This is a genomic window from Rhizobium sp. L43 (assembly GCF_002531725.1).
Lineage (GTDB): Bacteria > Pseudomonadota > Alphaproteobacteria > Rhizobiales > Rhizobiaceae > Rhizobium.
The window spans coordinates 18,751-34,098 of the sequence record NZ_NWSQ01000014.1; the positions used below are offsets into that span (position 1 = coordinate 18,751).

General features: G+C 62.7%; 10 protein-coding genes and 1 tRNA gene. 2 read left to right on the plus strand and 9 right to left on the minus strand.

The features are described 5' to 3' along the window. Nucleotides 1–27 precede the first annotated feature (27 nt). The 3 genes from CO667_RS19095 to CO667_RS19105 all read right to left on the minus strand — a co-directional run bounded on the left by CO667_RS19095 (nucleotide 28) and on the right by CO667_RS19105 (nucleotide 1,217). Nucleotides 28–465 carry a DUF4174 domain-containing protein gene (locus tag CO667_RS19095; RefSeq protein WP_097619855.1) on the minus strand — a complete coding sequence of 146 codons (438 nt, stop codon included), beginning with the start codon at nucleotides 463–465 and terminating at the stop codon, nucleotides 28–30. A gap of 94 nt (nucleotides 466–559) precedes the next feature. Further along, nucleotides 560–636 (minus strand) — tRNA-His (locus tag CO667_RS19100). Nucleotides 637–767: 131 nt separating this feature from the next. After that, nucleotides 768–1,217: a phasin gene (locus CO667_RS19105; protein ID WP_097619856.1), complete on the minus strand. Its 450-nt coding sequence runs from the start codon at nucleotides 1,215–1,217 to the stop codon at nucleotides 768–770. 214 nt (nucleotides 1,218–1,431) lie between these two features. Between CO667_RS19105 and CO667_RS19110 the strand changes: the two genes are divergently transcribed. Continuing rightward, nucleotides 1,432–5,262 carry an ATP-binding protein gene (locus tag CO667_RS19110; protein WP_097619857.1) on the plus strand — a complete coding sequence of 1,277 codons (3,831 nt, stop codon included), beginning with the start codon at nucleotides 1,432–1,434 and terminating at the stop codon, nucleotides 5,260–5,262. A 238-nt stretch (nucleotides 5,263–5,500) separates the two neighbouring features. On the opposite strand, the gene CO667_RS19115 is transcribed toward CO667_RS19110, so the two are convergent. Further along, nucleotides 5,501–7,453, minus strand: coding sequence for an acetoacetate--CoA ligase (locus CO667_RS19115; protein WP_097619858.1), 1,953 nt, complete (start codon nucleotides 7,451–7,453; stop codon nucleotides 5,501–5,503). 219 nt (nucleotides 7,454–7,672) lie between these two features. On the opposite strand from CO667_RS19115, the gene CO667_RS19120 reads away from it, so the two are divergent. After that, entirely contained in the window at nucleotides 7,673–9,565 is a 1,893-nt protein-coding gene (locus tag CO667_RS19120) for an AsmA-like C-terminal region-containing protein (RefSeq protein ID WP_097620004.1), read from the plus strand. Nucleotides 9,566–9,611: 46 nt separating this feature from the next. On the opposite strand, the gene CO667_RS19125 is transcribed toward CO667_RS19120, so the two are convergent. From CO667_RS19125 to CO667_RS19145, 5 genes are all read right to left on the minus strand, one after another. Further along, on the minus strand, nucleotides 9,612–10,430 hold the full coding sequence (locus tag CO667_RS19125; RefSeq protein WP_097619859.1) for an ABC transporter permease subunit: 819 nt from the start codon (nucleotides 10,428–10,430) through the stop codon (nucleotides 9,612–9,614). Nucleotides 10,431–10,433: 3 nt separating this feature from the next. Beyond that, on the minus strand, nucleotides 10,434–11,345 hold the full coding sequence (locus CO667_RS19130; RefSeq protein WP_097619860.1) for an ABC transporter permease subunit: 912 nt from the start codon (nucleotides 11,343–11,345) through the stop codon (nucleotides 10,434–10,436). 4 nt (nucleotides 11,346–11,349) lie between these two features. Next, nucleotides 11,350–12,492 (minus strand): ABC transporter ATP-binding protein, encoded by a 1,143-nt coding sequence (locus CO667_RS19135; protein ID WP_097619861.1) that lies wholly within the window; start codon nucleotides 12,490–12,492, stop codon nucleotides 11,350–11,352. Nucleotides 12,493–12,581: 89 nt separating this feature from the next. Continuing rightward, nucleotides 12,582–13,679: a polyamine ABC transporter substrate-binding protein gene (locus CO667_RS19140; protein ID WP_097619862.1), complete on the minus strand. Its 1,098-nt coding sequence runs from the start codon at nucleotides 13,677–13,679 to the stop codon at nucleotides 12,582–12,584. A 127-nt stretch (nucleotides 13,680–13,806) separates the two neighbouring features. After that, nucleotides 13,807–15,216 (minus strand): XRE family transcriptional regulator, encoded by a 1,410-nt coding sequence (locus CO667_RS19145; RefSeq protein WP_097619863.1) that lies wholly within the window; start codon nucleotides 15,214–15,216, stop codon nucleotides 13,807–13,809. Nucleotides 15,217–15,348: the final 132 nt, after the last annotated feature.

Below are 15,348 nucleotides of genomic sequence, written 5' to 3' on the forward strand. Positions count from 1 at the left end.
TGGAATAAACGCGACGTTCGACCGGGGCTATTTGTCCGGCTTCAACGATTCGGCAGCGCGCATCGGCATGCTGTCGATGATGGCGAAAAGCTCGCCATCGGTGATCGGCTCGCTGGCCTTGAGCTTGACGGTGCCGTCCTTGCCGACAAGGAAGGCTGCGAATTCGCCGATCTCCAACGCCTCGAGATCGCGGCGGATCGCCTCGCCGTCGAGGCCGTCGGCGGCACCGAAGAGCGGCCGAACGCCGGCACCGGAAATCTTCAGCACCACCACGTCACGCTCGTCGAGGGCCGAACGATCGGCCAGCAGCTGGTTCTCCTGCCGGGCAGCGCGAGAATTGTCCCTGTCGGCAAAAACGACGAAAACGCGGTTCTTCCACTGGAACGCGGCGAGGCTTTCGACCGGCGCATAAGCGCTGTTGGTCTCATCAATCTTGGTCGCACCGTAGAGAAGGGTTTTCGACATGCGTATTCTCCCGTTAACTTGGAGAACGGCGCGAAACGACATGGGTTCCATCGAAACGGCGGGAACCGGGTTTTCATTCTGATCGTGGGGGAGATGGTACGGTTGGGGGGTCTCGAACCTCCGACCTCAGGTGCCACAAACCTGCGCTCTAACCAACTGAGCTACAACCGCATAAGTCACGCTTGGCGCGACGGGGGTCACATACGAGGACTTGGCGACGAATTCAAGCCCCATTCCTCGTCAATATACAAAAAGGCTGGACGCGAGGTCCAGCCTTTTGTCTGTGATCGGTAAAAGACCGATCAGGCGACCTTGAAGGAAGCCAGGGCCTTTTCGGCGGCGTCCTTGGAGGGCTTTGCCAGCTTTTCGGCGACCTGCTTGGTGGTTTCCTGGATCGACTTCGCCTGCTCGACGGTGAGCTCGGCCTGCTTGCGGATGAAAGAGGTCTGCAGTTCGAAGAATTCGGCGGCGGACTTGACGCCGAGCAGGGCTTCGAAGTGCGACAGCGAGTTCTCGGAATTGACGCGCAGGATGTCGATCGCCTTCAGGCCGATCTCAACGGTGCCGGACTGAGCCGTCTGAACGGTGGCTTCGAGCGTCTTGCCGGCTTCCTCGCCAGCGGTCTTCAGCTTGGCATAGGCTTCCTTCGACTGCTGAGCGCCCTTTTCGGCGAAATCACGGAAGGATTCCGCGAACTTGGACGGGTCGAAAGAAGCGATTGAAAAAACGTCATCGGTCTTTATGGTAGCCATGGGTCGCATCCTTTGGGCTGAGGCAGTCGCTGCCTGTTGTTAGTTGGATGATGCTCATATAAGGCATTTCATTGTGCATTGCAACAATTATTGTGCGACGCACAAGACGTTAACCTTGCCGGCCGAAAACACCCTGCTCTTCTGGACCCGCATGCGCCTCGCAGTTATTAATAAGCCGTTAATTTAAGAAGGCCGACAGCGACAAGGTTCCATCATGCCCGCAGTCCAATATCCGTTCATCGATATCGCCGTGCATGCACGGGTGCGGGAACGCTTTTCACGTGGCGAGGCGATGGTGCTGTTTTCATCAGACCTGACCCGCCTGCTTTGGGCGAACGGTGCGGGCGCGGAGCTTTTCGGCCATTCGGCGGTCTATGATCTGCTCGATCAGGGCGTCGACCGGACCGACATCACCTTCCGCCAGCTGGAAACGGCGGCGCGCCAGCTTGCCGATATTGGTGACAACAGAAGCCTGATAATCCGCGTCGCCAAGGGCTTTCAGCGGGCGCAGGTGCAGGCGGCGGCCGAACTGATCCGGCTCTCCTCAGGCGAAAAGGCCATCCTGTTTTCGGTGCCGGTCTCGGCAAAACCGCTGGCGGCCGGCGCCTCGGCGGCGCAGATGCTGCAAGGGCTTGATGATCCCGATACGCATATGGCTGTCATCGGCGCCAATGGCGAGGTCATCGCCGCTTCGCCGGGCTTTGCCTCGCTGGGGATATCCGAGCAGACGGCAAAGACCCTGATCAATCTTGCCGGCGCCCATCCCGACCGGCTGGTGAAGCGTCCCGTCGCCACCAGCAGAGGCAATCTTCCGGCCGCCGTCGGCAAGCTCAGTGACGAGCCGGCGCTCCATCTGCTCTTTGCCGTGGAGGCCGCGATCGGCGATCTCGACCCGATCGATGCACCCGCGCTCGATTCGATCGATGCGGCTGCGCAGGAAGAAAGCGTGCCGCCCGCCGAACTGCTTCAGGACGAGCCTGCGGTCGCCACCGGCTTCACCGAGATTATCGACGCGGTCTCGGGGATCGAAGAGGTCGAAGAGACGCTCGAGGACATCACCGGCGAAAGCGAACGGCCGGCCGAAACGGCAGCGGCATCCACAGACGCGGCAGTCGACGAGGCTGGTCTCGCCGGACATGCCGAGCTGGAGAATGACGGCAGCGTGATCGACAGCAACACGGATGGGGCCGATGAGCCTGCCGCGATCATCGAGGACGACCTTGCCTCCCTCACCGAGGCGGTGGAAACGGAACCGTTCGTCGAGGCCAGCGAAACGCCTGTCGAAGAGGCCCCGGAAGCGGTTCACGACGAACCCGCCCTCGCCCCGACTTTCGTCTCCGAAGCGCCCCCTGCGCTTGCGGCTGAGCCCGGCTTCGTCTTCAGGCCGAACAGCCGCGCCACGCGCTTCGTCTGGAAGATCGACGCCGAGGGCCGGTTCACCGAGGTCAGCCACGAATTTGCCGAGGCCGTCGGTCCGCATGCATCCGACATTATCGGCACCGCCTTCAGCGATATCGCCGCCCTTTTCAATCTCGATCCCGACGGCAAGCTTTCCGAGGCGCTCGCCCGCCGCGACACATGGTCGGGCAAAACGATCCTCTGGCCGGTCGAAAGCACCAGCCTCGTCGTTCCGGTCGATCTGGCAGCCCTGCCGACCTATACCCGCAACCGCGACTTCGACGGTTTCCGCGGCTTCGGCGTCGTCCGGCTTTCCGATGCGCAGGAAGACCCGCTGGCGCTCGGCCTGACGCTCGGCCCTGATGGCGTCGGCCATGATGCGGCAAGCCTCGGCCCGGTCGCCGAACTGGCAGACGAAGCGGAAGCAGCACCTCAAGAGGTCTCGGCCGAAACCAGCGCGGCTGAAGACATCGAAGACCAGGTGTTGACGGCGGCCGAGCCGGAGACCCTAGCGACCGAAGAGATCAAAGAGACCGGATCGGAAGAGATCACTGCCGAAGAGGCGATTGTCGAGACATCGGCCCCGGAAAATGCCGCAGAAGAACAGCCGGCCGGCACCGACGAAGCACCTGCCGCCTGGCCGTCAGCGGATCTTTCGGACGAGCCGCCGGCGCTTCGCATTGTCGAAACGCCCAATCGCCGCTTCTCCGACAAGATCGTTCAGCTCCACAATACCAGCGCCGGACTGACGGCGGCCGAACAGGCGAATTTCCGCGAGATTGCCAAGCGCCTGGAAGCCTTCGGCGCCAGCAAGGAAGAGCCTGCCGCCCCGGCGCCGGCGGAACCCGCCGTCGCGCAAATGGCCAGCTTCGAAGAGGTTTCCAGCCCCGAAGAGGTCGAGGCCGAAACTCCCGCCGACACGGCTGATATGCCCTCGCCCGAGGAGATCGCGCCGCAGGAGGCGATCTTCGAGAATGCCGCCGAGGCCGAGCGCGAAGACGAGGTCACGGCCGAAGAGCCGTCTGGTATCGCCGAAGACGAGGCGACGGAAGGGCTGGAGGAGACGGTCAGCCAGATCGAGGTTCTCACCAGCTTCATCCCGCCGCGCGTCAAGATGACCGACGGGCTTTCGGTGGGAACGGTCGACCAGCTGCCTGTCGCCGTGCTGATCCATATCGGCGATGCGCTGATCCATGCCAATCCGGAATTCATGCGGCTGACCGGCTATGCCACGCTCGACGCATTGCGTGAGGTGGGCGGCATCGAAGCCCTGCTGCAGCGCCGCGAACTCGAGGAAAAGGCCGCCGGCGCCGGCACCATGATGCTGGTCAAGGCCGATGATACGCTGGCGCCGGTGACCGCGCGGCTGCAATCGGTGCGCTGGGAAGACGCCAATGCGCTGATGCTGGCGCTGATGCCAGTCGAAGGCAAGGATGACAGCCGCAGCGAAACAAGTCGCTCCGAGGGCCGTTTTGAGGGTCGTTTCGAAGCCCGTCCCGAGCGGATGGTCGAGAAGGTCGCCAAGCTGCAGGTCGAAGTGGAGGAATTGCGCTCGATCCTGGAAACGGCGACCGACGGCGTCGTCGTCATCGGCACGGAGGGCGACATCCGCTCGATGAACCGGTCGGCCAGCGCGCTTTTCAATTACGATGAGCAGGAGACGCGCGGCAAACCCTTCGTCATGCTGTTTGCCCATGAGAGCCAGAAGGCCGTGCTCGACTATCTGAACGGCCTCTCCGGCCATGGCGTGGCCAGCGTGCTGAACGACGGACGCGAAGTGATCGGCCGCGAGGCCGCCGGCGGCTTCGTGCCGCTGTTCATGACGATGGGCCAGCTCACCTCTTCCAACGGCTACTGCGCTGTCATCCGCGATATCACCCAGTGGAAGCGCACCGAGGACGAGTTGCGCAACGCCAAGGGTGCGGCCGAAACCGCCAACGCCCACAAGACCGATTTCCTTGCCCGCGTCAGCCATGAGATCCGCACGCCGCTCAACGCCATCATCGGCTTTTCCGACATGATGGCCGGCGAGCGCTTCGGGCCGATCGGCCATCCCCGTTACATCGAATACGCCAACGATATCGGCCGTTCCGGCCGGCACGTCCTCGATATCGTCAACGATCTGCTCGACATTTCGAAGATCGAAGCGGGCGAGATGGACCTCGACTTTGCCGCCGTCGGCCTCAACGAGGCGGTCTCCGAGGCCGTGGCGCTGGTCCAGCCGCAGGCGAACGGCCAGCGCGTCATCATCCGCACGGCGCTGTCGCATGCGGTGCCGGAGGTCGTGGCGGATCTGCGCTCGATCAAGCAGATCGCTCTCAACATCCTGTCGAACGCCATCCGTTTCACCCCATCCGGCGGACAGATCGTCGTTTCCACCTCCTATGAGACGAATGGCAGTGTTGTGCTCAGGGTCCGCGACACCGGCATCGGCATGACGCGCAGCGAACTCGACCAGGCGATGAAGCCGTTCCGGCAGGTCTCCTCGACCCAATCACGCCATCGCGGCGACGGCACCGGGCTCGGCCTGCCGCTGACCAAGGCGATGGTCGATGCCAACCGGGCGGTGTTCTCGATCAATTCGGCGCCGAACGAGGGCACGCTCGTCGAAATCACCTTCCCGTCGCAGCGGGTGCTGGCCGGCTGATCAGCGTAAAAGCAAAGCGGTCGCCATAAAGAAAAGGCAGCCACGAGGCCGCCTTTGAATCTGGTGCTGTTCAACAAGAGCTCAGTCGATCAACGTCATGTTGTAAGCCCGAAGGCCCTACGCCGCCTCGTTCAGTGCGGCCCCAAGGTTAGCTTCACCTTTGGCAAAGCTTTCTTAACGAAAGGTTTCCATCACAAGAGATTGATAGAGGGTGAAAGTTTGTGGTTTACGAGTTCCGTCAATCCTTCAATTCGTTCAAGCCGGCGAAGAGCCGCAGCGCCTCGGGATTGGCGAGCGCCTCCTGGTTCTTCACCGGCCTGTTGTGAACGACCTCGCGCACGGCAAGCTCGACGATCTTGCCGGATTTGGTACGGGGAATATCGGCGACCGCGATGATCTTTGCCGGCACGTGCCGCGGCGAGGCGCCGGTGCGCACCCGCGTCTTGATCGCCTTGACGAGATCCTCGGTCAGCGTCACGCCGGGGGCCAGGCGGACGAAGAGGATGACGCGCACGTCGTCGTCCCACTCCTGGCCGATGCACAGCGCCTCGGCCACCTCCTCCATCTGCTCCACCTGATTGTAGATCTCGGCCGTGCCGATGCGCACGCCGCCGGGATTGAGCGTCGCATCCGAGCGGCCGTGGATAACAAGGCCGCCATGCTCCGTCCATTCGGCGAAATCGCCGTGGCACCAGACATTGTCGAACCGCTCGAAATAGGCGGCGCGATATTTGGCGCCATCGGGATCGTTCCAGAACATCACCGGCATCGAGGGGAAGGCCTTGGTGCAGACGAGTTCACCCTTCTCGCCACGGACCGGCTTGCCGTCATCGTTCCAGACGTCGACCGCAAGGCCGAGGCCGGCCCCCTGGATCTCGCCGCGCCAGACCGGCTGCAGCGGATTGCCGAGCACGAAGCAGGAGACGATATCGGTGCCGCCCGAAATCGAGGCGAGTTGCACATCCGGCTTGATGCCCTCGTAGACGAAGGTGAATCCCTCGGGCGACAACGGCGAACCGGTGGAGGTCATCAGCCGGAGGCTGGAGAGATCATGGCTTGCGCGCGGCGTCAGCCCGCTTTTGCGCACGGCATCGATATATTTCGCCGAGGTGCCGAAGATCGCGAATTTTTCGGCCTCGGCATAGTCGAAGAGCACGTTGCCATCGGGTGCGAAGGGCGAGCCGTCGAACAGGCAGAGCGTGGCGCCGCTGGCAAGGCCGCTGACCAGCCAGTTCCACATCATCCAGCCGCAGGTGGTGAAGTAGAACAGCTTCTCGCCCGCCTGCAGGCCGCAATGCAGCCGCTGCTCCTTGAGGTGCTGCAGCAGCGTGCCGCCGGCCGAATGCACGATGCATTTCGGCACGCCCGTCGTGCCTGAGGAAAAGAGGATGTAGAGCGGGTGCGCAAAGCCAAGCGGCGTGAACGCGACCTCTTTTGCCTCATAGGGCGCAATAGAGGCCTCCAGCGTCGAAGCTCCTGATGTCTTGGCCGCCACCGCTTCGGCATCGCCGGCATAGTGGACGATGATCGTCGGCACATCCAGGCTTTTGGCAACCGTGGCGACCTTGGCGCCGACATCCTGCAGCTTGCCGGAATACCAATAGGCATCGCAGGCGATGAAGAGCTTGGGGCCGATCTGGCCGAAGCGGTCGAGCACACCCTGCTCGCCGAAATCGGGGGAGCAGGACGACCATATGGCGCCGATAGAGGCGGCGGCGAGCATGGCGGCAACGGTCTCCGGCATGTTCGGCATCATGGCGGCGATGCGGTCGCCCTTGCCGATGCCGCGTGCTGCGAAGGCCTGCTGCAGCTTCGAGACCAGCGCGCGCAGCCGATCCCACGACCAGCGATCCTCAGCCTTGTCTTCGCCGCGGAAGATGATGGCGTCGCCCTCGCCGCGGCGGGGCAGCAGGTTTTCGGCGAAGTTCAGCGTCGCATCGGGAAAGAAGCGGGCCTCCAGCATGCGGTCGCCGTCGACGAGCACCTCTGCGCCGCGCTCTCCCTTCACGCCGCAGAAATCCCAGACAGCCGACCAGAAACTCTGCCGCTCGGTCACTGACCAGGCATGCAGATCCTCAAAGCCCGAAAGCGAAAGCCCGAAGTCGGCATTGCAGCGCTCCATGAAGGCATGGATCGGGCTTTTTGCAACGGCCTCTTCCGAGGGCACCCAAAGTGGTCTGTTATCCAGCATTCAATCCTCCTCCCCAATACCGTCTTTATATCATGCTGCATTGCATTATAAAGTGCGGAACCGACGCGATCCGTCGCCTATCACGTCATCCTCTGCAGGGCTGAAAAGACGCGTGGCACTGGAGGGATTTGCATATGCCTGATATTTCCTATATCGGCGAAACCAGCGCATAACGGCCAGCGCATAACGGGATGACCGGCTGAATTGCCGGCGGATATCATGAGCACGTCAAGACATCGCAGGTGGCGCAGGAAGATCGGACCCGTTTCGCGCTGGCTTCCGGCCTTCGCCCGTCTGTCGACTGTGTTCCTGCTGATTGCGCTGGCGCTTTTCGTGGCGCTCCGGGTCGCCGCACCCTATCTCATTTCGACCGGTTTCGTGCGCTCCGGCATCGAGGACGCGCTGTCGAAATGGACGGGCTATCATGCCGAGATCAAGGGCAGCCCGGTTCTGGAATTCTGGCCGACGCCGCGCATCACGCTGAACCAGATCACCATCCGCCAACCGCGCGAAAGCGGCGACAAGCTGCTCGGCAGCATTGAAAGCCTGTCGGCCGATTTCAGCCTCATCGATGCGTTGAGAGGCCGGACGAGCTTCCACGAATTCCATCTGGTGCGCCCCAATCTGGCGCTGACGCGCGACGAGAAGGGGCTGATCGACTGGAGTTATGCCGGCCTGCTCGCACGTGCGATCAGCGGCGTACGCTACGAAAACGGCGCCGAGATGCTCGATCCCGATCTCGATGCCGAGATCGGCGCGGTGACGGTTGAAGACGGCACGCTCACGGTGACCGACATCAAGACCGCCAAGGCCTATCATTTCGACAGCGTCACCGCAGATATCGCCTGGCCGCGACTGTCGGGCGCGATCTCGGCGGTCGTCATCGCCCGCATCAACGGCGAGGACCTGAAGGTCGATTTCGCCTCGCGCCAGCCGCTGCTTGCCTTTGCCGGCAGGAATGCAGAGACACGAACGTCGCTGACATCGAACCTTTTGACGGCACACTTCCAGGGGATTGCCAGCATTGCCAGCCTTTCGGCCCTTTCGGGTAATATTAGCGCCAGCATTCCCGATATGCCGGCGCTTCTGGCATGGGCGGGCAAATCGATCCCCGGCATCGCAACGCTGAAGAGCGCCTCGCTGGAATCCGACATCATGTCGTCGGGCAACGGGCTGCGCTTCAACAATCTCAGCCTTTCGCTGAACGAAGCAAGCGCCACGGGGGTGATGGACCTTTTCACCCAACCCGGCAAACGACCGAAAATCGGCGGCACGCTCGCCTTCGACGAGATGAACCTCAAGCCGTTCCTCGATGCCTTCGCGCTCAGGCTCGCCGCCGGCGAGGCGGAGGAAATCTCCGCCGGCATCAACGGGCCGCTGCGAATGCTCGATGTCGATGTCAGACTTTCGGCGCGGCGCGCGCAGATGGGTCTCTTCGAACTCTCCGATGTCGGCGCCAGCATGATTGTTTCGGGCGGCGAAGCGAAATTCGATATTGGCGACAGCCGGTTCGAGAGCGGCGAAATGACCGCGCATCTGGAAGCGACCCAGCGCGACTTCGACGGCGGCGGCAAGCTGCAGCTGTCGATCCGCGATGCCGACTTCGCAGCCCTTGCCGAGCGCCTGCAGCTGAAGGGACCGCTGCCGCTGGCGACCGGATCGCTCGACCTCGACCTGCAGTCGCCGAAGGCGATCTGGACGACCGGTCTTGCCGACGTCACCGGCCGGCTGCGCTTCTGGACACGGGAAGGCACGATCCCCGGCATCGATGCCGCAGCGCTCCGGACACAGGCAGCCGGAAAGCCGTTCTTTCCGCTGAGCGCGGCGGCAGGCGGCGCCTTTGCCTTCAACCAGTTGAACCTCCAGGCCGATTTCGCCAACGGCTCCGCCGAGATGCACGACGTCCGTATCGCCGGTCCCTCGGAGACGCTGACGCTTTCCGGCGTCATCACCTATCACTCGAATGGGCTGGCGCTGTCCGGATCGCTTGAGGCAACCGATCCGGCCAAGGCGGCCGAGCTGCCGCTTCTGCCGTTCTTCATTGGCGGCTCGTGGCCGAACCCGGTGATCTCGCCGGTTCCGCTCTTCGGCAATACGCCCCACGCGCAATAGAGCAATTCCAACAAAAGTGCGTCGCGGTTTTGCGCGGCGCGTGGGATCAGGCGCCGGCAGCCGCCGCACGTTCGTCCCGCTGGCGCTGGATTTCGCGGCGCTTGGTGACGATCGAGGCGCAGATGACGCCGACCGCGACGATGCCGATCAGAATCGTGCACACCGCGTTGATCTCGGGCGTCACGCCGAGGCGCACCTGGCTGTAGATCCGCATCGGCAGCGTGGTGGCGCCCGGCCTCGAGGTGAAACTGGCAATCACCAGATCGTCGAGCGACAGGGTAAAGGCAAGGATCCAGCCTGAGATCACCGCTGGGGCGATGATCGGCAGGGTGATCTCGAAAAAGGTGCGCACCGGCGGCGCACCGAGGTCCTGAGCCGCTTCCTCGATCGAATGATCGAAGCTCAGCAGGCGCGACTGCACGACGACGGCGACGAAGCACATGGTGAGCGTCGTATGCGCCAGCGTGATCGTCCAGAAGCCGCGATCGAAGCCGATTGCGACGAAGAGCAGCAGCAGCGACAGGCCGGTGATGACGTCAGGCATGACGAGCGGTGCATAGATCATGCCCGAGAACAGCATGCGGCCGCGAAAGCGGGTGTAGCGCACCAGCGTCAGCGCCGCCATCGTGCCGAGGATGGTTGCGGCCGTCGCCGACAGCAAGCCGACGCGGATCGTCACCCAGGCGGCGTCGAGCAGACCCTGGTTGGAGAGCAGCGAGACATACCACTTGGTGGAAAAACCGCCCCAGACGGTGACGAGCTTGGATTCGTTGAAGGAGAAGATCACCAGCAGCACGATCGGCAGGTAGAGGAAGGCAAAGCCGAGCGTGACCGAAACGATGTTGAAACGGGTCCATTTCAGCATGACTTATTTCCCCCGCTCTTCGGCCTTGGCCTGGGCGTTCTGGAAGAAGACGATCGGGATCACCAGGATCATCAGCAGGATGGTTGCGACCGCCGAGGAGACCGGCCAGTCGCGGTTGGCGTTGAACTCGTTCCAGAGCGTCTTGCCGATCATCAGCGTCTGCGAACCGCCAAGCAGATCGGGAATGACGAATTCACCGACAGCGGGAATGAAGACAAGCATGCAGCCGGCCACCACACCGGGGATCGACAGCGGAAAGGTGACGCGCCAGAAAGCCCGGATCGGCGTGCAGCCAAGGTCCTGCGCCGCCTCGATCAGCGTTCCGTCCATCTTTTCCAGCGCCGAATAGAGCGGCAGCACCATGAAGGGCAGATAGGAATAGACGATGCCGATATAGACGGCGGTATTGGTGTTGAGGATGATCAGCGGGCTGTCGATGATATGCAGCGACTGGAGAAGCTGGTTGAGAAGGCCTTCCGGCTTCAGGATGGCGATCCAGGAATAGACGCGGATCAGGAAGCTCGTCCAGAAGGGCAGGATGACCAGCATCACCAGCGTCGGGCGGATGGTGCGCGGCGCCTGTGCCATGCCGTAGGCGATCGGATAGGCGATCAGCAGGGTGAGGAAAGTGGAGATCCCGGCAATCACCACGCTCGAGACATAGGCATTGAAATAAAGCGAGTCCTCGGTGAGGTAGGTGTAATTGTCGAAGGAAAGCTCGCCGATCTTGCTCCACAGCCCGGCCCAGCCGTCGGCAAGCGAGAAGACCGGCTCATAAGGCGGCATGGCGATCGCCGTCGTCGACAGCGAAATGCGGAAGACGATGAAGAACGGCGCCAGGAAGAAGAGCAGCAGCCAGGCATAAGGGACGGTGATGACCAGGCGGTTGTAGAGGCCGGACGTGAGCTTGCCCATGATGTCAATCCTTCAGCAGCACGCCGGCGTTCTCGTCGAACGAGACCCAGACTTCCTGGTCGTAGGTGAAGGGATCGTCGACCGAGCGCTGGGCATTGAGGGACGAGGCCTTGACGATCTTGCCGCTCTGCAATTTCACATGGAAGACGGTCATGTCGCCGAGATAGGCGATGTCCCAGAGTTCGCCCTTGGCGGCGTTGACCGAAGCGTTGGCGGGTGCGGCGCGCCCGACCCGCATCTTTTCCGGCCGGATCGCGAAGCCGACGGCGCTGCCGGCCGCCGGCGTCTCGGAAGAGGCGACGCGCACGCTGAAGCCGCTGTCGACCGATATCTCGACGGTGCCGTTGCCCGAGGAGGCGACCTTGCCGTCGAAGATGTTGACGTCGCCGATGAAGTCGGCAACGAAGCGGGAATTCGGCGCCTCGTAGATCTCCGCCGGTGTCGCCACCTGCACGACCTTGCCGTGGCTCATGACCGCGATGCGGTCGGCCATGGTCATCGCCTCTTCCTGGTCGTGGGTGACGACGACGAAGGTGAGGCCGAGGCTCTGCTGCAGGTCCATCAGCTCAAACTGGGTTTCCTCGCGCAGCTTCTTGTCGAGCGCGCCGAGCGGTTCGTCGAGCAGCAGCACCTTCGGGCGCTTGGCGAGCGAGCGGACGAGCGCCACGCGCTGACGCTGGCCGCCGGAAAGCTGGTTCGGCTTGCGGGCGGCGAACTGCTCGAGCTTGACGAGCTTCAGCATCTGCGAGACGCGGTCGATCATCTCATCCCTGGGCATGCCGTCCTGCTTCAGGCCGAAGGCGATATTCTTTTCGACCGTCATGTGCGGGAAAAGCGCATAGGACTGGAACATCATGTTGACCGGCCGCTTGTAGGGCGGCGTGCCGGCCATGTCGGTGCCGTCGAGAACGATCTCGCCCGAGGTCGGCTGCTCGAAGCCGGCGAGCATGCGCAGCAGCGTCGACTTGCCGCAACCCGAAGCGCCGAGCAGCGCGAAGAACTCGCGGTGATAAATATTCAGCGACAGATCGTCGACGGCGGTGAAATCGCCGAAGCGCTTGGTGACGTTCTTGAAAGCAATGAAGGGTTTTGCAGACGGATCGGTCCAAGGCGCAAAAGCGCGGCGGATATTGCCGAGAGACTTCATATTATTCCCCGAATACAAGGTTTTGCCGGCCTCCACCCAGGCCGGGAATTGAAAGGCCCGGACGTTTCCGTCCGGGCCCTAAAGCTGAATTACTGGCCGGTAACGACCTTCGTCCAGAGGCGCGTCCCCAGGCGCTGCGTTTTCGGATCCCACGGCTTGACCGTGAAGAGGTTCTTCATCACCTCGTCGGTGGGATAAACCGCCGGGTCTTCCAGGATGTCCTTGCTGACGAACTGCTGCGAAGCCTTGTTGCCGTTGGCATAGAAGGTGTGGTCGCTCGCCTTGGCGATGACCTCGGGCTTCATCAGGTAGTTCAGGAACTCATGGGCTTCCGCGACATGGGGCGCATCGGCGGGGATCGCCATCATGTCGAACCACATCTGGGCGCCCTGCGGTGGGATCGAATAATTGACCTCGACGCCGTTCTTGGCTTCGGCCGCCCGGTCACGCGCCTGCAGCAGGTCGCCGGAATAGCCGAAGGCGATGCAGATGTCGCCGTTGGCAAGCGCATTGATGTATTCGGACGAGTGGAACTTGCGGACATAGGGGCGGGCCGCCGTCAGCAGCTCTTCGGCCTTCTTGAAATCCTCAGCCTTTGTGGAGTTCGGGTCGAGGCCGAGATAACGAAACGCCGTGGTGATGACGTCCTTCGGCGTATCGAGAACGTAGATGCCGCAATCCTTGAATTTTGCGGCGACCTTCGGATCGAAGATCACTTCGAGGCCGGGCTTGACATCGGGACCGAGGATTTCGGCGGCCTTCTTGACGTTGTAGCCGATGCCATCAGTGCCCCACATGTAATCGACCGCGTGTTCGTTGCCCGGGTCGTATTCGGCGGTGCGCTGCTGGATCACATCCCACATGTTGGAAAGGTTCGGCAGTTTCGACTTGTCGAGCTTCTGGAAGACGCCGGCCTGGATCTGGCGCTGCAGGAAGTCGGCTGTGGGAACGACGACATCATAACCCGTGCCGCCGGCAAGCAGCTTGGTTTCCACCGTCTCGTTGGAATCGAAGGTGTCGTAGACGACCTTGATGCCAGTTTCCTTGGTGAAATCGGCAAGGATGGAGTCGTCGATATAATCCGACCAGTTGTAGACGTTGACCACGCGGTCCTGCGCAAAGGCCGGAGCGGCGGCAAGGAGTGCGGCAACGACGGCGGCCGTCACGCTTGGAATGGTTGACCTCATGACTTCTCCTGTTTGTTCAAAGATTTCCGCACCCCCGGAGATCTTTTCCCTCTGGTTTTGCCCGCAGACTAAGAAGGAATTTCGCAGCCTACAAGCGCAAAATCCTGCCGCTTCAATGATTTCACAATCACTGGAAATCGAAGGCGCTGAGCCCCGCCACCATCTCGTCGAGACCGAGCGGCCGCGTCACCGGCGGCTCGGCCCGGGAAAGGCAGCCGCGCCGCTCGCACAGGCGACAGGCCGGACCGATTTCGATCGGATCGAGCGCCGTCGCCTGGCCGTAGACCAGGGCCTCGCCAAGGGCGGCGTCGCAGCCGATCAGGATCGCGGTGCGACGCAGCCTTTCGCCGAATTCGACGCTCGGGCCCTCCAGGGTGCGGGCGACCGTCAGGAAGGATGCGCCATCCGGCATGACCACCGTTTCGGCGAGGATCTGGCCGGGCTGCAGGAAGGCGGCGTGGATATTCAGCTTCGGACAACCGCCGCCGAACCGGGCCTGCGGAAAGCCCTGAGCGCCCGCCCGGCGCAGCCGGTGGCCCGCCGCATCGATCTCGATCAGGAAGAAGGGAACGGCCGCTGCCCCCGGCCGCTGCAGCATGGCAAGGCGCGCGGCGGCATGGCCGAAGGAGACGCCGAAGCGCGCCCTGAGAATATCGATATCGTAGCGCGTCGCCTTCGCCGCCGAGAGAAAGGCCTCGTAGGGCATTGCCAGCGCCAGGGCCGCGATGCGGGCAAGCTCGAAGCGGGCGATGCGGCGCGCCTCGGCGGAGGAGAGCTGGAGATCGTCGAGTTCGGCATCGATGGCCGGCAGCAAGGCGAGCGTCGCGGCCTCGACTGCCATCTCATGCGCACGGTCGGCCGCTGACAGGCGCTCGGAGATGAAAAGCCGCATCGAATGGCGATCGAAACGGCGGCGCAGATCCGGCATGACATGGACCGGCAGAATACGCACCGCGATGCCGCGCTCGGAGCGCAGCCAGTCCTTCAGTCCGGCGGCAAGATCGACGCCGCCGGGCAGCGTCGCGGCAAAGGCTTCCGCCGCCGTCTCGATCCGCCCGAAATAACCGGACCGGCGCTCCAGCGTCTCGCGCACCTCGTCGAGCGGCAACCGGCCGGCGGCAACCGGCGCATGGCCTTCGGCGGCCATCAGCGCCGTCAGATCGGAGAGCCGTGCCGCCTGTTCGCGATAGGCGCGGTAGAGCTTGATCATGCCGCTTGCGGCATTGGGGGCCGCCTCGGCCACCTCCACTAATTCCTGATCGCCGGGCAGCTCGCCCGCCAGCAGCGGATCGGCAAAGACTTCCTTGAGCTGGCCGAGACTGCCGCCGGTCTGCCCGCGCAACTCTTCCAGATCGACCCGATAGACGCTTGCGAGCTTGAGAAGCAGTTGCACCGTCAGCGGCCGCTGGTTGCGCTCGATCAGGTTCAGATAGGACGGCGATATCTCAAGCGCTTCGGCCATGGCGGTCTGCGTCAGCGCCAGCGCATTGCGGATGCGCCTGACTTTCGGGCCTGCGAATATCTTCCGTTCCGCCATGTCACACCCTTTGACAGGCGAGGAGCGCTCTGTTTACAATATTTTACAAATTCACAGCGCCGCTCTGTCAATCCTCGTCATCTTAACCTCTTTCCATCCCCGAAATCAAAGGTTTTCCTGGCCATACCGCGC